Source organism: Mycobacterium sp. 48b, assembly GCF_048282725.1.
In the GTDB taxonomy this organism is placed as follows: Bacteria; Actinomycetota; Actinomycetes; order Mycobacteriales; family Mycobacteriaceae; genus Mycobacterium.
In genome coordinates, this window is the sequence record NZ_JBLVUL010000001.1 from 1,580,344 (window position 1) to 1,599,803 (window position 19,460).

Here is a 19,460-nt window from a genome sequence, read left to right on the forward strand (position 1 = left end):
CCGGATTCTCCCGACCGGCGCGCCGAAGAATCACAGCTTTGAACGGCCCGCTTCGCTAGATTTGAAGGCGTGGCCGTGCAGGCATCACGCGAGGCGGTCTTCGACGCCTCGCCGGAGGCGATCATGGAGGTGCTCGCCGATGTCGACGCGCTACCGACCTGGTCCGCATTGCATCGGCGCGTCAAGATCATCGACCGCTATCCCGATGGCAGGCCCCACCACGTCAAGGCAACGATGCGGTTGCTCGGGATCACCGACAAAGAGTTGCTCGAATTTCACTGGGGCGACCACTGGATGGTGTGGGATGCCGAGCCCAATCTGCAGCAGCGCGGGCAGCACATCGAATACAACCTGACGCCCGAGGTGGACAGGACCCGGGTCCGCTTCGACATCATCGTCGACCTCGCGATGCCGATTCCGGAATTTCTCATCAACCGCGGGAGAACACTGGTCCTCGACGTCGCCATCGAACGGTTGCGCCAGCGCGTCATGAGCAATTCGCGCACCGTGAACAGAACGGAATAGCCCGGACCGCCGCGCCGGTTGGTGCCGGTATGCCGACCGGAGTCGTCCTCACCCTGAACCCGTCCGCCCCCAACGTCGTCGACGCCGCGACCTCACAGGCCCGCACCGCGTACGCGGCCGGGGTCCGCCAGATCTGGCTGGCCCAGCGGTTCGACGTTGACGCCATCACTCTGTCCGCGTTGATCGGGGCCGCGGTGCCCGGTCTCGGTGTGGGCACGTCGGTGGTGCCGGTCAATCCCCGGCACCCACTGCTGGTGGCGTCCGCCGCGCAGACGGCGCAGGCAGCCGCTCACGGCAACTTCACGCTGGGGCTCGGTCTGGGTTCGCACGCACCTGAGCACCGGGCCTTCGGCACCGTTTGGTCCGACCCGGTCGGCCGGTTGCGGGAGCACCTGCAGGTGCTGCGCGCCATCTTTGACGAACGCGCCGTCGACTTCCACGGCAGCGCGTTCACCGCGAACCCGGAGTGGCCTGTGCACGTGCCCGGCGGTACCCCGGTCCCGGTGTACGTGGCCGCGATGGGGCCGAAGGCGCTTCGCGTGACCGGTGAATTGGCCGACGGCACGTTGCCGTATCTCGCCGGTCCGCGCACGGTGGGCGACTTCATCGTGCCGACGATCAATGCGGCGGCTGCGGCCGTGGGCCGACCGCAGCCCCGGGTGGTGGCCATGGTGCCGGCACTCGTCACCGACGACGCGGATGCCGCCCGCACCACCGCCGCACAGCAACTGGCGTTCTACGAGGCCATTCCCTCGTATCAGAAAGTCATTGCCCGCGAACAGGTTTCCAGTGTCGCTGAGCTGGCGGCGATCGGATCGCCGGCGCAGGTGCGAGCACAGTTACAGCGCTATCTCGACGCGGGGGCCACCGATGTGGCGCTCAGCCCGCTGCGGACCGAGCCGGAGGATCTGGCCGCGCTGTGGGCGGTGGCCGCCGCGCTGCCCTAGTTGTCGGTGGGTATCCGGTCCCGTACCGCGTAGGCGACGGCGACGGCGCGGGATGGTTCCTCGGCGCCACACAGGTCGACCGCGACGACGATGTTGGACTTGGCGGCAAGGGCCTGGGCGCAGTCCGCGGTCGGGTTCGACGGGGCCGAATCCGGCACTGTCAGAACACCTTCCTGCAGTCCCGGGGTGCCGAGGGTGCGTGACTGCGCCTCACCGTGCCGGTTCACCGTGGCAGTCTTCCCTGCGCAGTAGCCCCAGCGATCCTGGACGGCGGCCATGAAATTCGTGGCGTCGGCCGGGTTGGCGAAGGTCATCGCCCGCTGTCGTAACCACACCCGGCCAGAAGGGCTGTCACCGGTGAATTGCCGTTCGCGTGCCGCCGGTGCATCTGACGGGTACGGCGGCAGCGCCGCCGGGGCTGTCGATGGATCCTTCTCGGGAGCGCAACCTTTGGGTGCTGTCGCTTCATCGGTTGCAGACGCGCTGCCGATCGTGGTGTCCGGGCCGGTGGCCTTCAGGCCGCCGGCAGCCACGATCGTCTGTGCGGCTTCGGGTCCGATCAGGATGGGTTCGACGTCGGACTCTCCGAATGTGCGTACGACCTCGGGGCATTGCCAGTACGGGTCGATGCTGGGTCCCTTCGCGACGGGAGTCGCGTTCACCACGCCGGTGATGCGGTGCGTCGCGTCGGGCGTCACCGTGATGGCGTAACCCTGCTCCCGTGACCATCTGGCCGGCACCAGCACATAACGCCCGCCATGGGCCTCGAGGACGCGCAGGCATTGGTAGCGGTAGACGGGTGGGGCGGGCGGTCCCTGGGAAGGCAGCACCGTCGTCTTGACCATGCTGCCCGGCAATTGCAGCGACTCGGTGGTGTCGAGTTGCACCGCGGTGTAGTCGCCGTCGGCGGCCCACAGCTGCGTCGAGGCGAACGCCCCGTGGCCCTTGCCCTGGTCGACGGCGTACAGGTCGGTGACCCAGAACATCGACACCACCAGGCCGATGACCGCCAGGGCGAGCAGTGTCCGCTCGGCGATCTTGGGGAGTCGGCCCAAGCCGGTGAGGCTCAGAGTCCAGTAGCCTGCGCCGAGCATTGCGATGCCCGCGGCGATCGTCACCGCCATCTGCATCTGGGTGGGATTGTCGACTATCCACTGCATCAGGTTGCGCTCGGACGCAAGCCAGACCACGGCGACGGTCAAACTCACTGCGCCCAGGGCCGCCAACAACCATGCGATGCTGCGCAACAACGTGATTCGGCGCCCCGTGGCAGCCCAGTGCCGGAAAGCCACCACAAGCACCACCAGCAGCGCGAGGACGATCAACACGCGCAGGGTTGCGAAGAAGAAGAGTCCGATGGTGGTGACGGCATAGTCGGCCGACGTGTATCCCAGAGTCGACGGATCGACGCCGAAGTACCGCAACTTGCTTCGGATGAAGAGCAGGCCGAAGAAGTAACACAACCCGGTGATCAGTGACGTCGGCGCCACGACCAGGGCGGCCAGGCTCAGCCACCGCTCCGCAGATTGGGTGAGCGACTTCGTCTCCTCGCTCACGCCGGAGGCGCCTGCGTGGTAGGTGGCGCCGATATCACCGGTGGGCTGTCGGTGGTCGTCGTGGGCGTGGTGATGGTCGGGGTGGGCAAGGTCGTGGTGGTCCCCGGTACCGAAAGCGTGGTGGTGGTCGACGTCGTCGTCGTGGTGTAGCCCCCGCTGCCGTAGCCGGTGGTGGTCGGGTCTGAATAGGTGGTGGGGGGTCCCGACTTGGTGGTCGTGGCCGTGGGCAGCGACACACTCACGCTCGTCGGCGCCTTGGGTGTCTCGTCGGGGTGGTCCTGCTGTCCGCCGCAGGCGACCGCCCACACTGCCGAAAACGCGATCGCTGCCGTCCCTGCCGTACGCCCCACCGTCGATCCGACGTCCATCAGGCCTCCCACCAGTGTCTTTACGATGGTGGCAAATTCGGTGCGATTGCGCGCGAGTATCGGATTACTCGAATCCCGGACGTCCCGGATCGCGACGAGGCATACCACTCGATTGCCCACCGCGTGCCGGAATGGGGCAGCAAAGTGTCGCGATCTGCGGTCGATTCTTTACATGGTGACAACGTGCCGCCTCCGGCCGGGCTGGCAGCATGGCAGGCCACACGCCACTTCGGCCAAAGGGGTGAATGCCTTGTCCCGCACGCTTTTCGACAACCATCCGCCGCTGGAAGTCGTTGCACGGCAAGCGATGTCCGATATCGCCATCGCGCGTCCGGCGATCCCGGTCTACCGCTCCCCGCGCAACCTGCCACCGCCGGCGCTCGATGAGTGGAGCTGGCAGCTGCGCGGGCTCTGCCGCGATCATCCGGCAGAGGTGTTCTTCCCCGATGCGGTCAGGGGACGGCTGCTGCGCAGGCGGGAGGACGCCGCCAAGGCGATCTGCCGGGACTGCCCGGTACTGGACCGGTGTCGCGCGCACGCCCTCTCGGCTCCCGAGCCCTATGGCATCTGGGGTGCGATGACGGCCAGGGAGCGCGCCATCGAGCTGAGCGACGAAGGCTAGGCCCGCAACACGCCGAGCCGGCGGATCGCTTCTTCCATGGTGTCGTCGCGTTTGCAGAAAGCGAAGCGCACCAAGTGGTTCCACAGATCGGCGTGCGGGGCCTCCGGGTCGCAGAACGCCGACATCGGGATCGCTGCCACCCCGGCCTTGTGTGGCAACTCGGCGCAGAACTGGGTGCTGTCGGAATATCCGAGCGGCCGCGGGTCGGCACACAGGAAGTACGTCCCGCGGCTGTCGTGCACCTCGAATCCGAGGTCGGCCAGTGCGTTACCCAGCCGATCGCGTCTGGCCTCGAACGACTGGCGCAGGTCGGCCACCCAGCCGTCCTCGTGATTGAGTGCGTGGGCCACCGCGGGCTGGAACGGGCCACCGCCCACGTAGCTCAGGTACTGCTTGGCGGCGCGCACTCCGGCGATCAGATCGGCAGGCCCGCAGGCCCAGCCGATCTTCCAGCCGGTGACATTGAACATCTTGGCCGCGCTGGAAATGGTCACCGTGCGTTCCGCCATACCGGGATAGCGGGCCAGCGGCAGGTGCTCGACCCCGAACACCAACTGCTCGTACACCTCGTCGGTGATCACCAGCAGGTCGTGCTCGACGGCCAGTGCCGCGATGGCGCGCAACTCGGCATCGCAAGCCACGGCGCCGGTCGGGTTGTGCGGGGAGTTGAGGATCAACGCCCGGGTCTTGGGCGTCACGGCCCGGCGCAAACCGTCGATGTCGATCGCGAACCCCGCGCCGTCGGCGATCAGCGGAACGGCGGTGCGCACGCAGCCGGCCATCGCGATGACGGGGGAGTAGGAGTCGTAGAACGGCTCGATCACCAGCACCTCCGAGCCCGGCTCGACCAGGCCGAGGACCGACGCGGCGATGGCCTCGGTGGCGCCGACGGTCACCAGCACCTCGGTGTCGGGGTCGTACGCGATGCCGTAGTGGCGTTTGCGCTGCGCGGCGATCGCGTGGCGCAACTCGGGGATGCCGGGGCCGGGCGGGTACTGGTTGTGGCCGCTGGAGATCGAGTCGATGGCGATTTTGAGCATCTCGGCCGGGCCGTCCTCGTCCGGGAAACCCTGGCCCAGGTTGACCGCACCCAGGCGGCCGGCCAGCGCAGACATCTCCGCGAAGATCGTGACGGCGAAGGGCTGCAGTCGGTGCACGGTCATGAGCGTCGAGCGTAGGCGCGGATACCCGCCGAGACTGCGGTGAGATCGCAAATTCCGGCGAATCCGCGGTCTGGACGCGGGCTCGGTGCGCTGGGCGCAGGCTCGGCGCCAGCGCGGTGGCGGGAATGATTGCCGCGCCCCCGACGCTTTAACGCGGCGTGACCTACAAACTGAACGCCGACGCCGCATTGCTGCGGCCGATCCAGGTGGGCGACACCGCCGCCGCCAACCGTCTGTTCATGGCACCGCTGACGCGTTCGCGCGCCGATGCCGATGGCACCCCGTCGCCGCTGGCCGCGCAGTACTACACGCAGCGCGCCGGTGCGGGCCTGATCATCAGCGAGGCCACCGCCGTCGCCGAGACCGCCAACGGTGCCTACATGAACACCCCGGGCATCTACACCGACCGCCATCAGCACGGATGGGCCGAGATCGCCGACTCGGTGCATGCCGCAGGCGGCAAGATGTTCGTCCAGCTCTGGCACGTCGGCCGGATGGCGCACCCCGACATCAGCGGGTTCGAGCCCGTCGCGCCCTCGGCCATCGCTGCCGATGTCGTCACACACACGCCGACCGGCAAGAAGCCGCTGCAGACGCCGCGTGCGCTCGACACCGCCGAGATCCCGGTGATCGTCGAGCAGTTCCGCGCCGCCGCGCGCCGTGCGATCGACGCGGGTATGGACGGTGTGGAGATCCACGGCGCCAACGGCTACCTGCTGCACCAGTTCGCCTCCGATGTGGTGAACCAGCGCACCGATGCCTACGGCGGTTCGCCGGAGAACCGGGCCAGGCTGGCAGCCGAGGTGGTCGAGGCCGTGGTCGACGAGATCGGCGCGGGCCGGGTCGGGCTGCGCATCTCACCCGGGAACACCGCAGGCGGCATGCACGAGAACGACACGGTCAGCGCCTACGAGGCGTTGTTGGAGCGCATCGCGCCGCTCGGGCTGGCCTACCTGCACGTGCTCATCGACCCGGCCGAGCACACATTCGGCGTGATCCGTGCGCTGTGGTCGGGGACATTCGTCCTCAACACCGGCCGCGCCACCGGTACCGACTTCTCCCAGTTGGAGGGCTACGCCCAGTGGGGCGCGATCAGCGCCGCCGCGGTGGGGCGGGCTTTCCTGGCCAACCCTGACCTCATCGACCGGCTGATCCTGGGTGCCGAGCTCAACGAGCCCGACATGGCGACGTTCTACGCGCCGGGCCCGGTGGGCTACACCGACTACCCGACGTTGATGGCGATCGAGGAGCCCCGCTCCGCCTGACATTCGTCGTTTCTCGCGCCCACTTCTCGGTGCCCACTGTTTTCTACGTGGGGGTCGCTGGTGTTGGCGTGCAGCAGCCCTGGTGCGGAAAGCGATGAGGTCCGCCGACGTCTGGCTGGCCTTGCGACGTCTGGCCCGGTCGTTGTCACGCCAGAGTGAGCGTCGACCTCGAGCGTTGCTCCAGCGTGACAAAAGGCGCGCCTCATCCCCGCCTCCCAGCCTGCGCGAAAGATGATGCTGAGCACAGGCCCAACCAACGGGTTGGGCGAGGCTGATACTCTGCCGTTCAGAGGACTGCCCACATTCGCTGGGCGGTTCCACAACCCAACCTGAACCTGGACGCCGATACGGCAGGGGAGCAGACATGTCCGAAGAAGCCTTCATCTACGAGGCGATCCGCACGCCCCGTGGCAAGCAGCGCGGCGGCGCACTCAACGAGATCAAGCCGGTCAACCTGGTTGTCGGCCTGATCGAGGAGATCCGCAGCCGTTACCCCGACCTGGACGAGACGCTGATCAGCGACGTCATCCTCGGCGTGGTGTCCCCGGTCGGCGACCAGGGTGGCGACATCGCCCGCACCGCCGGGCTGGTGGCCAAGCTGCCCGAGACCACCGGTGGTTTCCAGCTCAACCGCTTCTGCGCCTCGGGCCTGGAGGCCGTCAACCTGGCCGCCCAGAAGGTCCGTTCCGGCTGGGACGACCTGGTGCTGGCCGGCGGTGTCGAGTCGATGAGCCGGGTCCCGATGGGCTCCGACGGCGGCGCCTGGGCGTCTGACCCGGAGACCAACTACCGCATCGGCTTCGTCCCGCAGGGCATCGGCGCCGACCTGATCGCCACCATCGAGGGCTTCTCCCGCGACGACGTCGACGCCTACGCGGCGCGGTCGCAGGAGCGCGCGGCGGCGGCCTGGTCCGGCGGCTACTTCGCCAAGTCGGTCATCCCGGTCAAGGACCAGAACGGCCTCGTCGTCCTGGACCACGACGAGCACATGCGCCCCGGCACCACCGCGGCCGACCTGGGCAAGCTCAAGTCCGCGTTCGAGGGTCTCGGCGCGATGGGCGGCTTCGACGACGTGGCGCTGCAGAAGTACCACTACGTCGAGAAGATCAACCACGTCCACACCGGCGGCAACAGCTCGGGCATCGTCGACGGGGCTGCGCTGGTGATGATCGGTAGCGAGGCGGCCGGCAAGAGCCAGGGCCTGACCCCGCGCGCCCGCATCGTGGCCACCGCCACCAGCGGCGCCGACCCGGTCATCATGCTCACCGGCCCCACCCCGGCCACCCAGAAGGTGCTGGACCGTGCCGGCCTGACCGTCGATGACATCGACCTGTTCGAGCTCAACGAGGCCTTCGCCTCCGTGGTGCTGAAGTTCCAGAAGGACCTCAACATCCCCGACGAGAAGCTCAACGTCAACGGTGGCGCCATCGCGATGGGCCACCCGCTGGGCGCCACCGGCGCCATGATCACCGGAACCATGGTCGACGAGCTCGAGCGTCGTGGCGCTCGGCGTGCTCTGATCACGCTGTGTATCGGCGGCGGCATGGGCGTGGCCACCATCATCGAGCGCGTCTGAGAGGGCTGAACAACAATGGCTGAGAACACCATTCAGTGGGACAAGGATGCCGACGGCATCGTCACCCTGACGTTGGACGACCCGACCGGTTCGGCCAACGTGATGAACGAGCACTACAAGGAATCCATGCACAATGCCGTGGAACGCCTTGTAGCCGAGCAGGATTCGATCACCGGCGTGGTCATCACCAGCGCGAAGAAGACCTTCTTCGCCGGTGGCGACCTCAAGGGCATGATGAGCATCGGTCCGGACGACGCCGCCGAGGCGTTCGAGATGGTCGAGACCATCAAGGCCGACCTGCGCAAGCTGGAGACCCTGCCCAAGCCCGTCGTGGCCGCCATCAACGGCGCCGCGCTCGGCGGCGGCCTGGAGATCGCGCTGGCCACCAACCACCGCATCGCCGCCGACGTCAAGGGCAGCCAGATCGGTCTGCCCGAGGTCACCCTGGGGCTGCTGCCCGGCGGTGGCGGCGTGGCCCGCACCGTGCGCATGTTCGGCATCCAGAAGGCCTTCATGGAGGTCCTCTCGCAGGGCACCCGCTTCAACCCGGCCAAGGCGAAGGAGACCGGCCTGGTCGACGAGCTGGTCGGTTCGGTCGAGGAGCTGCTTCCGGCCGCGAAGGCCTGGATCAAGGCCAATCCCGAGGCCCACACCCAGCCGTGGGACGTCAAGGGCTACAAGATCCCCGGTGGCACCCCGTCCAGCCCGGCGCTGGCCGCGATCCTGCCGTCCTTCCCGGCTCTGTTGAAGAAGCAGCTCAAGGGCGCCCCGATGCCCGCACCGCGGGCCATCCTGGACGCCGCTGTCGAGGGTGCGCAGGTCGACTTCGACACCGCCAGCCGCATCGAGAGCCGCTACTTCGTCTCGCTGGTCACCGGCCAGACCGCCAAGAACATGATTCAGGCGTTCTTCCTGGACCTGCAGGCCATCAACGGTGGCGCTTCGCGTCCCGAGGGCATCGCCAAGCAGGAGATCAAGAAGATCGGTGTGCTGGGCGCGGGCATGATGGGCGCCGGTATCGCCTACGTGTCGGCCAAGGCCGGCTACGACGTCGTGCTCAAGGACGTCACGCAGGAAGCCGCTGACAAGGGCAAGGCGTACTCCGAGGGCATCGAGGCCAAGGCGCTCAAGCGTGGCAAGACCACCGAAGAGAAATCCGCCGCGCTGCTCGCCAAGATCACCCCGACCGCCGATCCGCAGGATCTCAAGGGCGTCGACTTCGTGATCGAGGCCGTGTTCGAGAACCAGGAACTCAAGCACAAGGTGTTCCAGGAGATCGAGGACATCGTCGAGCCCAACGCACTGCTCGGCTCGAACACCTCCACGCTGCCGATCACCGGTCTGGCGACCGGCGTGAAGCGCCAGGAGGACTTCATCGGCATCCACTTCTTCTCACCCGTCGACAAGATGCCGCTGGTGGAGATCATCAAGGGCGAGAAGACCTCTGACGAGGCGCTGGCCCGGGTGTTCGACTACACCCTCGCGATCCGCAAGACCCCGATCGTGGTCAACGACAGCCGCGGCTTCTTCACCAGCCGCGTGATCGGCACCTTCGTCAACGAGGCGCTGGCCATGCTGGGCGAGGGTGTCGAGCCCGCGTCGATCGAGCAGGCAGGTTCGCAGGCCGGTTACCCGGCTGCGCCGCTGCAGCTCTCGGATGAGCTCAACCTGGAGCTCATGCACAAGATCGCCGTCGCCTCCCGCAAGGGTGTCGAGGACGAGGGCGGCACCTACACGCCGCACCCGGCCGAGGCTGTCGTGGAGAAGATGATCGAGGTCGGTCGCCCGTCGCGACTGAAGGGCGCCGGCTTCTACGAGTACGTCGACGGCAAGCGGACGCAGCTGTGGCCGGGTCTGAAGGAGACCTTCAACTCCGGAAGCTCCTCGATCCCGCTGCAGGACATGATCGACCGCATGCTGTTCGCCGAGGCACTGGAAACCCAGAAGTGCATCGACGAGGGCGTGCTCACCTCGACCGCCGACGCGAACATCGGCTCGATCATGGGTATCGGCTTCCCGCCGTACACCGGTGGTTCGGCCCAGTTCATCGTCGGCTACCAGGGTGAGCTCGGCGTCGGCAAGGAGGCCTTCGTGGCCCGCGCCAAGGAACTGGCCGCCCGCTACGGCGACCGCTTCCTGCCGCCAGCCTCGCTGGAGAGCTAAGCACCAAACGTCAAAAGCCCCCTGCGCAAGTCGGGGGCTTTTGCGTGCGCGGGCGTCGAGATTGCGCTCAGGGCTGTTGATTTCGTCATTTGACGACCCTGTGTGCAATCTCGATCTCAGCCCGGGTTCGAGTACACCCGGGCGGGGGAGATCAGCACCGCGGCGCGGCGCTCCTCCCGCATGACGCGGTCGTAGGTGTCCCAATCGTCGTGGGTACCGCCCGCCGCCTCGAAGACGGCGCGCAACAGCAGCCGCAACGCCTCGTCGTCGGTGCCGGGATCGGGATCGTCGGGTCCGATGATGTCGGCGGTGCCCTCGACCGTCACCCATTGCCAGCCGGCCCGGGCCACCACGGTGGCCCGGGGATCGGCGCGCAGGTGCCGGAGTTTGCGCGAACCGCCGATCGCTACGAGGGCGACGACGGGTTCGGCTGTCCGCGGATGCACCATCACACCGGCATTGACCACCGAGGATTGGATGCTGCCGTCACGGCGCAGGGTGCTCAGCACGCAGAGTCCGTTGTCGCGGGACAGCATGTCGGCGAACTGGGACATGTCGGTCATGGCCGCCACCTCAATTCGCCACGTCGAAGGCGGCGTGGACTTTCGTGGGCTTGACCCGCACCACGAGTTCACCCGGCACCCCGTTGCGCCTGCCGAATTCCTCGGCGCGGTCGGCACCCATGTAGCGGCCGCCGATGCGGGTGGCGGTGCCGAGCAACTCGTCGGGATCCTCGTTGACCGCGGCGACGCCCTGGACCTGGACGAACGCGAACGGCGGCGTGTCGTCATGGATACAGAGCACCACCCGCGAATCCCGGGCCAGTGCCCGGCCCTTGGCGGTGTTCTTGCCGGTGTTGAAGACGAGTTCGCCGTCGTCGACCACGAACCACACCGGGGCCGACAACGGCCGGCCGTCAACTGCCACCCAGCTCAGCACCGCGGTGCGGGTGCCTTCGGACAGAAAAGCGATCACATCCTCGGAAAGTTCGCCCATGCGGCCACGCTACGCCGAGGGGGCGGGCGCTCAACCGGTCAGCGGGGCCGGCCAGTTCGGCAGCGGCATGGTGTCGTAGAGCCGCACGCCCCTGGTGTTGAGCCGGGCGATCGCCTGGACCAGGCCCAGGGGCAGCAGCGAGACCAACTGGCCTGTGCCCACTAGGGCGCGGATACCCCACCCGCTGGTCGGCACCACTGTTTTCGCGTTCACGCGGGCCAACTTTCGGCTGCCGACAACCGGCGGGAGCATCGTGCGTTCGTAGGCGGCGAACGCCGAGGCGTAATCGTCACCGGCCCGCACCATCTCGGCGGCCAGGACATAGGCGCCGTACACCGCGAGGCTGGTGCTGCCGCCGACGGCAGGCCCTGGGCAGTAGCCGGCGTCCCCGACGAGGGTTACCCGGCCACGTGACCACGTCGTCATCTCCAGTTGCGTGATGGCGTCGAAGTAGAACGTCGGGGTCCGCGGCACCTCGTCGAGCCAGCGGTCCACCTCGGGGCTCATGTGCTCGAATGCCGCGCGCAGTTGCACCTTTTGGCGCTCCGCGTCGCGGTAGTCGTAATCGAGTGGCCGGTCCGGGCGGAAGATGTAGACCGCGCGAGCATCGTCGAGGTGGTCGGCGGTGTAGATCCCGGCCATGTGACCGGGTTTGAAGTAGCCGGTCATCTCGCCGTCGCGGGCGAAGTCTTTCGGCACCGAGACCACCGACAGGTATCCACCGAGGAAGTTCTCGGAAACGTTGTCGCCGAAGGTCAGACGACGCACACCCGAGTGCAGTCCGTCGGCTCCCACCACCACGTCGAAGCGTCGGGGTGGGTTGTGCTCGAAGGTCACGTCCCCGTCGGGCGAGATCGAGGTGATGGTGTCCCCGAACAGGTACTCGACATCGTCCTGGCCCGCTCGAAAGTAGATCTCGCTGAGGTCATCCCGCATGATCTCGACGTGCCGGTCGGACATGGCACCCATGATCTTGACGTAGTCCAGGCGGGCCGGGCGAGCGGCGCCGGGTCGATGGACGATCATCTGGGTGGTGCCCGTGGCGTGCGCCTCGATCTCGGGCAGCACGCCCATGCGTTCGGAGATCTCCATGGCGGGCCGGAACAGGTCCACGGCGTGACCGCCTGTCTTGCGTAGCGCGGGTGAGCGCTCGACGACGGTGACGTCGACTCCGTGCCGAGACAGCCAGTAGGCGAGTACGGGCCCGGCGATGCTGGCGCCGGAGATGAGTACCTTCACGATCGCCCCCTTACTTAACGGTCGGTAAGTGCTCCTGCCACGAGCTTACCTATCGTTAAGTAAGTTAGGGTGGCTACGTGGCCAAGCCTGCATTGGATACCCGGCAACGCATCCTGGATGTGGCGCGCGAACTGTTCGCTGAGAAAGGCGTCGTGCGCACGAGTCTGCAGGACATCGCCGACCGCCTGGGCATCACAAAGCCCGCGCTGTACTACCACTTCCGGTCACGAGAGGACCTCGTCCGCAGCATTCTGCAGCCTCTCATCGACGAGGGCGAGGCCTTCATTGCCGAGCGGGAACGCAAACGGGGAGCAGCCCGGGCCTCGGCGCGGGAACTTCTGGAGGGCTACTTCGACTTCCATTTCCGGCACCGCGCCGATCTCATCCTGATCGTTTCGGAGCTGACCACGTTGGTCGATCTGGGGCTGATCGATCAACTGCTGGCCTGGCGGGCCCGGCTCGGTGTGCTGGTGTTCGGGCGCAGGCCCACCCTCGAACAGTCCACCCGCGCGGTCATCGCCTTCGGCGGGCTGCAGGACTGTTGCCTGCAGTTCCCCGACACTCCCTACGAGCAGTTGCGTACTGCCACCGTAGACGGCGCCATGGCCGCGCTGGGCCTCTGAATCAGCCGCTGTGGGTGAACAGGTAGTGCCGCGCCCGGTCGTTGCCGTTCTGATCCAGCGAGGGCTCATCTCCGCTGGAGAGCAACGTCCAGCCGTCCTTGAATCGGCGCTGGACTTCGTCGAATCCGATGCCGGGCACACCTATCGACGCGCCGGGGATGAAGGCCACGATCAGTAGTTGTGCACCGGGGGCGGCCACCGCGCTGACTTCCCGGACGTAGGCGTCGCGGTCGCCGGCGCTCATGCCGTGCAGGCAGCCACTGTCGATGATCAGCTGGAAGCCTGTCCCGATGCCCGACGAACTCAGTTGTGTCACATCGGCTTTGACGAAGATCACCGGCAGTCCGGCGGCCTTGGCGCTGGCCTTCTTCAGCGGTTTGGTCACATAGTCCACGCCGGTGACGTGCCAACCATGGCGGGCCAGGTACACCGCGTTGTCCCCGGTACCGCAGCCCAGATCGAGCGCGGTGCCGGGAGGCGACAACGGGTGGGCGGAGCCTTCGACGAGCTTGGTGAGGCTGTGCGCCAACGGGTGGCCGTCCCAGGGCGTGAACCCGAGCCGGTAGAGCCACCGGAACAGCCGTTGGCGCGAGCTCATGGCCTCACAGCGACCCCAGGTCAGAGGACAGCCAGTGCTCGGGCTTGAAGAACACCGCGACACTCTCACCGTGCTCACGGCGGGCGAACTCCAGATACGGCTCCACCTTCTCGGGGGCCAGGTAGCGCTTGGTCATCTCGACGAGCTGCTCGTCGGTGCCGGGCTCGATGCGGGTGACCGCACCATCGACCGCCACGTAGCGCACCGTCGGCTCGAGCCGCTCGACCATCAGGGTCACGTGCCCGGCGGCCTCGATCAGCCGGTGCTTGCGTGAGCCCACCCCGGTCAACACCCACGGCTCGCCGCCGGGGGTGTACTGGTACCAGATGGGGACGGTCAGTGGACCGCGCTTGTCGCCTGCATACACCGAGAGGGCGGCGATGTGCGGCTCGGCCAGAAACTGTTCGCGTTCTTCCTTGGAAAGGGCCATAAATCTCAGGCTAGCCCGGTGCCACGACAGGCGTTGTCGTCGTAGAGTCGGGGTCCATGCGCTTCGGACTCTTCATCCCGCAGGGCTGGCGCCTTGACCTTGTCGACATCCCCACCGAAAACCACTGGTCGGTGATGCATGATCTGGCTGCCTACGCCGACGCAGGCACCTGGGACTCGCTGTGGGTCTACGACCACTTCCACACCGTTCCGGTGCCCACCGACGAGGCCACCCATGAGGCCTGGTCGTTGATGTCGGCCTATGCCGCGACGACATCGCGGATCAAGCTCGGCCAGATGTGCACCGCGATGAGCTACCGCAACCCGGTGTACCTGGCCAAGGTCGCCGCCACCACCGACATCATCTCGGGTGGCCGTGTGCAGATGGGCATCGGTGGCGGCTGGTACGAGCATGAATGGCGGGCCTACGGCTACGGCTTCCCCTCGGCCGGGGTGCGGCTGGGCAGGCTCGACGAGGGTGTCCAGATCATGCGTGATGCCTGGCGCGACGGGCGGGTCAGTTTCGAAGGCAGGCACTACCAGGTCGACGGTGCGATCGTCGCCCCGAAGCCGTTGCAGGACAGTGGTATCCCGATGTGGATCGCAGGCGGCGGTGAGAAGGTGACCCTGCGCATCGCGGCCAAGTACGCGCAGTACACCAACTTCACCTCCGAGCCCGACGGATTCGCGCACAAGTCGCAGGTGCTGGCAGAGCATTGTCGCGATGTCGGAACCGACTACGACGCGATCGTGCGCTCTGCCAACTTCAACGCCGTCATCGGCGACTCCGAGGCCGACGTCGCCGATCGCGTCGCGCGGTTGCGGGCCCGGCAGGCGCCGGTGGCCGGCGAGGCTGCCGTCGATGCCATGCTCGCCAACGCCACCGCGCCCGAATCGGCAAGCGGTACACCCGAACAGGTCATCGAGAAACTGCAGCGGATGCGCGACCTCGGGTGCGAGTACGCGATCCTGTACTTCCCGGAGGCCGCCTACGACCGGTCCGGTATCGAACTGTTCGAGCAGAAGGTCATCCCCGCGCTGAGCTAGGCGGGCCGAGCGCGGACGCTGGCCGCGCGCAAAGGCCGTCAAACGTACATCCGATGACCGGTAGATGACCAGGGGTGGCATCTCCGGTTACGTCTGTGTTGTCGCTGGGAATCGGGTGCGTGCTCCATGATCCCCACGTGACGCTGATATCACGGGAATTCGGGAGTGGAAACGTCTCCGCCCCGACGGTCGGGGCCGATGTGGCCGCGGTGCTCAACCCCCTGCCGCGCATGGTTTCTCGCGCGGCTGCCGCGATCGACTGTTCCAGGCCCGTGCACAGCGCTGACATCGCCCAATCGCGGCTGTTCGAGGACATTCTGGTCGGCGAAATCGCCGAGCTGCGGAATCTTCTCGCGGCCACCGAGCTGCGGTGGCGGCGCGTCCGGGAACGCAGCCGGGTGGCCGACGCGCCCATGCCGGATGCGCTCGTCCGGCTGCACGACAGGATCGCCGAGGCCGAGCGTCTGCTGGTGCAGCTGCGGTCCCGATTCGGCTACGACGGAGATTCACTCCGGGTGATTTAATCTCGGACCGCTCGGGCATCGTGGTGATGCCCGAGCGGGACCGTCGTCTCTGTCAGCCCGGTAGGGCGGAGACCTGGTAGTGGGCGATGCGCCAGTCGTCGTCGCGGGTGACCAGGACGCTGAGGTTCAGTGGGATGCCCGTGCCGTCCGGACGCGTGAAATCGGCACGCAGGTAGCCGAACACGATGTTGTCGGCGGGCCGGCGGGTCTCCTGGATCCGGTAGTCGACGGTCAGACCGGCGGGCTGCGAAGCGTAGTAGTCGACCACTCCCTGCCGGCCGACGCTGTAGGGACGCAGCCCCTGGAAGATCGCGTCCTCGGTGAACACCGCGGCGACCCGCTGCGGATCGTGGGCGGCGATGCCGGCCTGCCACTCGTCGAGCACCGCGCGCAGGATCTCCGCCGTGTTCCCGTCAATGCCCGGCACTCTGGCCTCCGTCCACATGCAGGATCTCGCCGGTCACGAATCCGGCCTGCTCCAAGTACAGCACCGCGCCCACCACGTCGTCGATGTCGCCCATGTGCCCGACGGGATGCAGCGCCGAGAGGAACTCGTGGGTCTCGGGTGAGTGCATCGGGGTGCGGATGGTGCCCAGCGCGACCGCGTTGGCTCGGATGCCCCGCGACGCGTACTCGATGGCCAGAGCCTTGGTCGCGGCGTTCAGCCCGCCCTTGGTCAGCGACGCCAGCACCGAGGGCACCTGCGAGTTGGCGTGGTCGACGAGGCTCGTGGAGATGGTGACCACGTGGCCGCCTTCGCCGTGCGATTCGATCGCGGCGATCCCGGCCCGGGTCAGTTCGAAGAAGCCGCGCTGGTTGACTCCGGTGACGGCGTCGTAGTCCGCGTCGGTGTACTCGGTGAAGGGCTTGGCGACGAAGATGCCTGCGTTGTTCACGATGGTGTCGACACGGCCGAATCGCTCGACGGCGGCGTCGATCAGCTGCTTGCCCACGCCGGGCTGCCCGATGTCGCCGGCAACGGCCAGCACCATCGGATCGTCGCTCTCACCGATGTTTCGGGAGTTGGCGACGACGGCGTAGCCGAGCTTGCGGTAACCCGCGACCAGGGCCTCGCCGATGCCCTGGGAGGCGCCGGTGATGACTGCGACGTGTGGTGTGGTGCTCATGGGGAACTCCTTGTCTGAAGCATGTGGTCCGATGCACTGCTCAACGTGGTCGCGGGCGATGTCATGTCCGCCCCGCGGGACCTGTTGGCTCTCTGCTGAGAGGCTGCGCCTACTACGCTGCAACGGTGGAGCTACGTCAGCTGCGCTACTTCGTCACCGTCGCCGAGGAGCTGAACTTCGGCCGGGCGGCAGAGCGCCTGCGTATCGCCGGGCCGTCGCTGTCCCAGCAGATAAAGGCGTTGGAGCGTGACCTCAAGGTCACCCTGTTCGACCGCGACCGGCGTTCGGTGGCGCTGACCCAGGCGGGTACCGCATTGCTGCCCGAGGCTCGGGCGCTGGTTCAGCAGGCCGATGAATTGCGCAGGCGTGCACAAGGTCTGGCGATGTCGGAGCCGGTCCGGATCGGATATGTGAACTGGTGCCCGACTGATTGGGCGGAGCGGGCCTCGGGCGTGGCCCAGGTACGGGTGGACACCTGGGTGATGCCCTCACACACGCAGGCGGCCCGGGTCGCCGAGGGCAGTCTCGATCTGGCGATCTGCTGGGTTCGCAACGCCGACCTGGAGGCGCTGTCGTTGCAGGCCAGGCTGATTGGGGTGGACCGGTTGTACGCTTTGTGCGCCGGCACGGACGAATCCCCGGTCAGCGCACGCGACACCACGGTGCTGGTCGACACGGACGCGGCGAGTTGGTCGTCGTGGAACCGCTACGGCGAGCTGTTCGCCGCAGCCGTCGGGGCGCCGGTGATGCGCACAGACGACGGCGGCGTCACCGGTCCCACCTTTTTCGAGCACGTCCGGCGGCTGCGCCGGCCCGTCCTCAACAACCCCAAGGGACAGGGCGCGTCGCTGCCCGCGGGCCTGGTGCGTCGCCCGGTGGTGACGCCGACGCCGTTATGGACGTGGTCGTTGGTGTGGCGTCGTGACGAGGCCAGTCCGGCCGTTCTCGCCGTGGTCGACGAGTTCACCCGCGGCATTGGTGATCTCGGACTGGACGCCCCCGATGTCTGGGTGCCGGACGACGATCCGCATCACCCCGGACACCAGCGCGGCGGCTGACACCACGAGCGCGCCCACGATCAGCGCGGGCGCGAAACCGCGGTGCAGCAGCGGCGCAACCACGAGCGGCCCGAGGATCTGACCCACCGAATATCCGGTGGTGAGCAGGGCAACAGCGCGCGGGTAGCGCAGCAGCCGCCCGGCCGCCAGCGCCAGCGTGCTGACACCGATGAACGTTCCGCCGAACAGCACCGCGCCCACCAGAGCGGCGGTGACTCCGCCGACCATGCCGGCCACCGCGATCCCGACGGCCTGCAGCGCCAGCGCCGCCACCAGCAGCGCCGGATGCGACCACCGGCTGCTCAGTGCCGCCCACAGTGCTGCCGAGGGCACGGTGGCGAGCCCGACCACCAGCCACGTGCTCCCGCCCAGCCACGCCGGTGCACCCTGGGCGACCGCTGCCACGAGGAAGGTGCCGGCGATGATGTAGCCGACCCCTTCCAGGGTGTAGCTGGTCAGCAGCAATGTGAACGGGCCGTGAGGCGGCCGGGTGTCGGCGGCCGGTGCGGTTGCGGTGCTGTGCGGCACGGCGGGCATCGACCAGGCGCCGAAGCCCAGCACGGCGGCTACTGCGGCCGCGGCCCACCAGGCCGCCTTCCAGTCTCCGGTGGCCAGCACGAGCAGCGCCGACAGCGCGATGCCGACACCCACGCCGCCGAATCCCCAGCCGGCCAGGTGCGCGGGATGTCCGTGCAGATGTTCCAGCATGGTGTTGACGGCGATCACGAACACCAGCGCACTGGTGAAGCCGGCCACGCCGCGCAGCACGGCCCATTCGAATGTGTTCGTGGACAACGGCATCGCGGCCAGGCTGACGGCCATCACGGGCAGGCACACGCGGCACACGGTGATCGATCGGGCCAGCCTCGGCCAGATCGAACCGGCCAGCGCACCGGCCAGATAACCGACGTAGTTCGCCGTGGCGAGGACGGCGGCATCGTGGGCGCCCAGGCCGGCCTGCGCCGACATCAGCGGCAGGATCGGCGTGTAGACGAAGCGGCCGATACCCATCGCCGAGGCCAGTGCCGCCGCGGTTCGGGCGACGTGTCCGTGTGTGCGCATCGGCCCATGGTGTGGTGCGCGGATCCGACAACGCCACGACCGAAAGGCTCACAGCTGGAAGGCGGTGTCTCTCACCGGAGCGCCGCAGCGTTCTGTCCCAACACTTACGGTTCGCCGACGAGAGGTGGCACGATCTGTGGGTATGGAGAAGATCTCGCTCACCGCGATTGCCCGTCAGCAGTTGGCCACAGCCCGCGCGGCCAGCAGCGGGCGCAGTGCCCACACGGTCTACGGCGGCCATGAGCATCAGTTGCGCCAGACCCTGATCGCGCTGACCGAGGGAAACGGGCTCGACGAGCATGAGAGCCCGGGTGAAGCGACGCTGCAGGTGATCGAGGGCCGGGTGAAACTGGCCAACTCCGAAGCCAGCTGGGAGGGTTCGCCCGGCGATCACATCGTGATCCCGCGGACCCGGCACAGCCTGCACGCAATTGAGGATTCGGTGGTGCTGCTGACCGTCGTCAAGGCGATGGGGCCGCACACCTAGAGATTGACCCTGGCCTTAACCCGATACCGCCGGTACTGTATACCCCGAGTCCGGGTCAGTTGCCCGGCGCTCACCGGGGAGGCGG

General features: G+C 67.6%; 21 protein-coding genes and 1 pseudogene. 11 read left to right on the forward strand and 11 right to left on the reverse strand.

Annotated elements, in window-relative coordinates; translation table 11 throughout:
• The first annotated feature begins 69 nt into the window (after positions 1-69).
• Both ACNQR1_RS07360 and ACNQR1_RS07365 read left to right on the forward strand, forming a co-directional pair.
• Complete coding sequence (locus ACNQR1_RS07360; RefSeq protein WP_418045138.1) at positions 70-525, forward strand: SRPBCC family protein; 456 nt, start codon at positions 70-72, stop codon at positions 523-525.
• 29 nt (positions 526-554) lie between these two features.
• Positions 555-1,472, forward strand: coding sequence for a TIGR03564 family F420-dependent LLM class oxidoreductase (locus tag ACNQR1_RS07365; RefSeq protein WP_418045140.1), 918 nt, complete (start codon positions 555-557; stop codon positions 1,470-1,472).
• On the opposite strand, the gene ACNQR1_RS07370 is transcribed toward ACNQR1_RS07365, so the two are convergent.
• Together ACNQR1_RS07370 and ACNQR1_RS07375 are read right to left on the reverse strand one after the other, a co-directional pair.
• The gene (locus ACNQR1_RS07370; RefSeq protein ID WP_418045142.1) at positions 1,469-3,028 is read right to left on the reverse strand and encodes a sensor domain-containing protein; all 1,560 of its coding nucleotides are present in this window, start codon (positions 3,026-3,028) and stop codon (positions 1,469-1,471) included. The two genes, ACNQR1_RS07365 and ACNQR1_RS07370, sit on opposite strands and share 4 nt — an antisense overlap.
• Positions 3,025-3,396, reverse strand: coding sequence for a hypothetical protein (locus ACNQR1_RS07375; RefSeq protein WP_418045144.1), 372 nt, complete (start codon positions 3,394-3,396; stop codon positions 3,025-3,027). Before ACNQR1_RS07375 ends, ACNQR1_RS07370 begins: the two co-directional genes overlap by 4 nt.
• A gap of 250 nt (positions 3,397-3,646) precedes the next feature.
• Here ACNQR1_RS07375 and ACNQR1_RS07380 point away from each other — a divergent pair, with 250 nt between their 5' ends.
• Positions 3,647-4,018, forward strand: coding sequence for a WhiB family transcriptional regulator (locus ACNQR1_RS07380; RefSeq protein ID WP_418045146.1), 372 nt, complete (start codon positions 3,647-3,649; stop codon positions 4,016-4,018).
• Here ACNQR1_RS07380 and ACNQR1_RS07385 read toward each other — a convergent pair.
• On the reverse strand, positions 4,015-5,181 hold the full coding sequence (locus tag ACNQR1_RS07385) for a pyridoxal phosphate-dependent aminotransferase (protein ID WP_418045147.1): 1,167 nt from the start codon (positions 5,179-5,181) through the stop codon (positions 4,015-4,017). The genes ACNQR1_RS07380 and ACNQR1_RS07385 overlap by 4 nt on opposite strands.
• Positions 5,182-5,339: 158 nt before the next feature.
• Between ACNQR1_RS07385 and ACNQR1_RS07390 the strand changes: the two genes are divergently transcribed.
• From ACNQR1_RS07390 to ACNQR1_RS07400, 3 genes are all read left to right on the forward strand, one after another.
• On the forward strand, positions 5,340-6,446 hold the full coding sequence (locus tag ACNQR1_RS07390) for an alkene reductase (protein ID WP_418045149.1): 1,107 nt from the start codon (positions 5,340-5,342) through the stop codon (positions 6,444-6,446).
• Positions 6,447-6,810: 364 nt separating this feature from the next.
• A complete protein-coding gene (locus ACNQR1_RS07395) occupies positions 6,811-8,022 on the forward strand; it encodes an acetyl-CoA C-acetyltransferase (protein ID WP_418045151.1) in 1,212 nt (403 codons plus the stop codon).
• A gap of 15 nt (positions 8,023-8,037) precedes the next feature.
• A complete protein-coding gene (locus tag ACNQR1_RS07400; RefSeq protein ID WP_418045153.1) occupies positions 8,038-10,185 on the forward strand; it encodes a 3-hydroxyacyl-CoA dehydrogenase NAD-binding domain-containing protein in 2,148 nt (715 codons plus the stop codon).
• 116 nt (positions 10,186-10,301) lie between these two features.
• On the opposite strand, the gene ACNQR1_RS07405 is transcribed toward ACNQR1_RS07400, so the two are convergent.
• From ACNQR1_RS07405 to ACNQR1_RS07415, 3 genes are read right to left on the reverse strand one after another with little or no spacing between them, the layout of a single operon-like run.
• Positions 10,302-10,748 carry a TIGR03618 family F420-dependent PPOX class oxidoreductase gene (locus tag ACNQR1_RS07405; RefSeq protein ID WP_418045154.1) on the reverse strand — a complete coding sequence of 149 codons (447 nt, stop codon included), beginning with the start codon at positions 10,746-10,748 and terminating at the stop codon, positions 10,302-10,304.
• A gap of 10 nt (positions 10,749-10,758) precedes the next feature.
• Entirely contained in the window at positions 10,759-11,181 is a 423-nt protein-coding gene (locus ACNQR1_RS07410) for a PPOX class F420-dependent oxidoreductase (protein WP_418045156.1), read from the reverse strand.
• 30 nt (positions 11,182-11,211) lie between these two features.
• Positions 11,212-12,420, reverse strand: coding sequence for an FAD-dependent monooxygenase (locus ACNQR1_RS07415; RefSeq protein WP_418045158.1), 1,209 nt, complete (start codon positions 12,418-12,420; stop codon positions 11,212-11,214).
• A gap of 77 nt (positions 12,421-12,497) precedes the next feature.
• Here ACNQR1_RS07415 and ACNQR1_RS07420 point away from each other — a divergent pair, with 77 nt between their 5' ends.
• Entirely contained in the window at positions 12,498-13,043 is a 546-nt protein-coding gene (locus ACNQR1_RS07420) for a TetR/AcrR family transcriptional regulator (RefSeq protein ID WP_418045160.1), read from the forward strand.
• Position 13,044: 1 nt separating this feature from the next.
• Here ACNQR1_RS07420 and ACNQR1_RS07425 read toward each other — a convergent pair whose 3' ends face one another.
• Together ACNQR1_RS07425 and ACNQR1_RS07430 are read right to left on the reverse strand one after the other, a co-directional pair.
• Entirely contained in the window at positions 13,045-13,641 is a 597-nt protein-coding gene (locus tag ACNQR1_RS07425) for a class I SAM-dependent methyltransferase (protein WP_418045162.1), read from the reverse strand.
• 4 nt (positions 13,642-13,645) lie between these two features.
• On the reverse strand, positions 13,646-14,071 hold the full coding sequence (locus ACNQR1_RS07430) for a pyridoxamine 5'-phosphate oxidase family protein (RefSeq protein WP_418045163.1): 426 nt from the start codon (positions 14,069-14,071) through the stop codon (positions 13,646-13,648).
• A gap of 56 nt (positions 14,072-14,127) precedes the next feature.
• On the opposite strand from ACNQR1_RS07430, the gene ACNQR1_RS07435 reads away from it, so the two are divergent.
• A complete protein-coding gene (locus ACNQR1_RS07435; protein WP_418045165.1) occupies positions 14,128-15,117 on the forward strand; it encodes an LLM class F420-dependent oxidoreductase in 990 nt (329 codons plus the stop codon).
• 137 nt (positions 15,118-15,254) lie between these two features.
• Complete coding sequence (locus ACNQR1_RS07440) at positions 15,255-15,641, forward strand: hypothetical protein (RefSeq protein WP_418045167.1); 387 nt, start codon at positions 15,255-15,257, stop codon at positions 15,639-15,641.
• Between the two features lie 52 nt (positions 15,642-15,693).
• On the opposite strand, the gene ACNQR1_RS07445 is transcribed toward ACNQR1_RS07440, so the two are convergent.
• Complete coding sequence (locus tag ACNQR1_RS07445) at positions 15,694-16,068, reverse strand: SgcJ/EcaC family oxidoreductase (protein WP_418045169.1); 375 nt, start codon at positions 16,066-16,068, stop codon at positions 15,694-15,696.
• Positions 16,055-16,768: an SDR family NAD(P)-dependent oxidoreductase gene (locus ACNQR1_RS07450; protein ID WP_418045171.1), complete on the reverse strand. Its 714-nt coding sequence runs from the start codon at positions 16,766-16,768 to the stop codon at positions 16,055-16,057. Before ACNQR1_RS07450 ends, ACNQR1_RS07445 begins: the two co-directional genes overlap by 14 nt.
• 125 nt (positions 16,769-16,893) lie before the next feature.
• On the opposite strand from ACNQR1_RS07450, the gene ACNQR1_RS07455 reads away from it, so the two are divergent.
• Entirely contained in the window at positions 16,894-17,826 is a 933-nt protein-coding gene (locus ACNQR1_RS07455) for a LysR family transcriptional regulator (RefSeq protein WP_418045172.1), read from the forward strand.
• Positions 17,827-17,868: 42 nt separating this feature from the next.
• Here the strand turns inward: ACNQR1_RS07455 and ACNQR1_RS07460 are convergent.
• Positions 17,869-18,888: pseudogene (locus ACNQR1_RS07460) on the reverse strand (YbfB/YjiJ family MFS transporter); the annotation flags it as partial.
• Positions 18,889-19,030: 142 nt separating this feature from the next.
• Between ACNQR1_RS07460 and ACNQR1_RS07465 the strand changes: the two are divergent.
• Positions 19,031-19,375, forward strand: coding sequence for a cupin domain-containing protein (locus tag ACNQR1_RS07465; RefSeq protein WP_418050308.1), 345 nt, complete (start codon positions 19,031-19,033; stop codon positions 19,373-19,375).
• Positions 19,376-19,460: the final 85 nt, after the last annotated feature.

What these genes read in the sequence shown, in the direction of transcription:
- ACNQR1_RS07375 (WP_418045144.1), bottom strand. Translation starts at nt 3,396, where the DNA reads ATGGACGTCGGATCGACGGTGGGGCGTACGGCAGGGACGGCAGCGATC.
- ACNQR1_RS07395 (WP_418045151.1), top strand. Translation starts at nt 6,811, where the DNA reads ATGTCCGAAGAAGCCTTCATCTACGAGGCGATCCGCACGCCCCGTGGC.
- ACNQR1_RS07430 (WP_418045163.1), bottom strand. Translation starts at nt 14,071, where the DNA reads ATGGCCCTTTCCAAGGAAGAACGCGAACAGTTTCTGGCCGAGCCGCAC.
- ACNQR1_RS07435 (WP_418045165.1), top strand. Translation starts at nt 14,128, where the DNA reads ATGCGCTTCGGACTCTTCATCCCGCAGGGCTGGCGCCTTGACCTTGTC.
- ACNQR1_RS07425 (WP_418045162.1), bottom strand. Translation starts at nt 13,641, where the DNA reads ATGAGCTCGCGCCAACGGCTGTTCCGGTGGCTCTACCGGCTCGGGTTC.
- ACNQR1_RS07405 (WP_418045154.1), bottom strand. Translation starts at nt 10,748, where the DNA reads ATGACCGACATGTCCCAGTTCGCCGACATGCTGTCCCGCGACAACGGA.
- ACNQR1_RS07450 (WP_418045171.1), bottom strand. Translation starts at nt 16,768, where the DNA reads ATGAGCACCACACCACACGTCGCAGTCATCACCGGCGCCTCCCAGGGC.
- ACNQR1_RS07365 (WP_418045140.1), top strand. Translation starts at nt 555, where the DNA reads ATGCCGACCGGAGTCGTCCTCACCCTGAACCCGTCCGCCCCCAACGTC.
- ACNQR1_RS07465 (WP_418050308.1), top strand. Translation starts at nt 19,031, where the DNA reads ATGGAGAAGATCTCGCTCACCGCGATTGCCCGTCAGCAGTTGGCCACA.
- ACNQR1_RS07400 (WP_418045153.1), top strand. Translation starts at nt 8,038, where the DNA reads ATGGCTGAGAACACCATTCAGTGGGACAAGGATGCCGACGGCATCGTC.
- ACNQR1_RS07410 (WP_418045156.1), bottom strand. Translation starts at nt 11,181, where the DNA reads ATGGGCGAACTTTCCGAGGATGTGATCGCTTTTCTGTCCGAAGGCACC.
- ACNQR1_RS07385 (WP_418045147.1), bottom strand. Translation starts at nt 5,181, where the DNA reads ATGACCGTGCACCGACTGCAGCCCTTCGCCGTCACGATCTTCGCGGAG.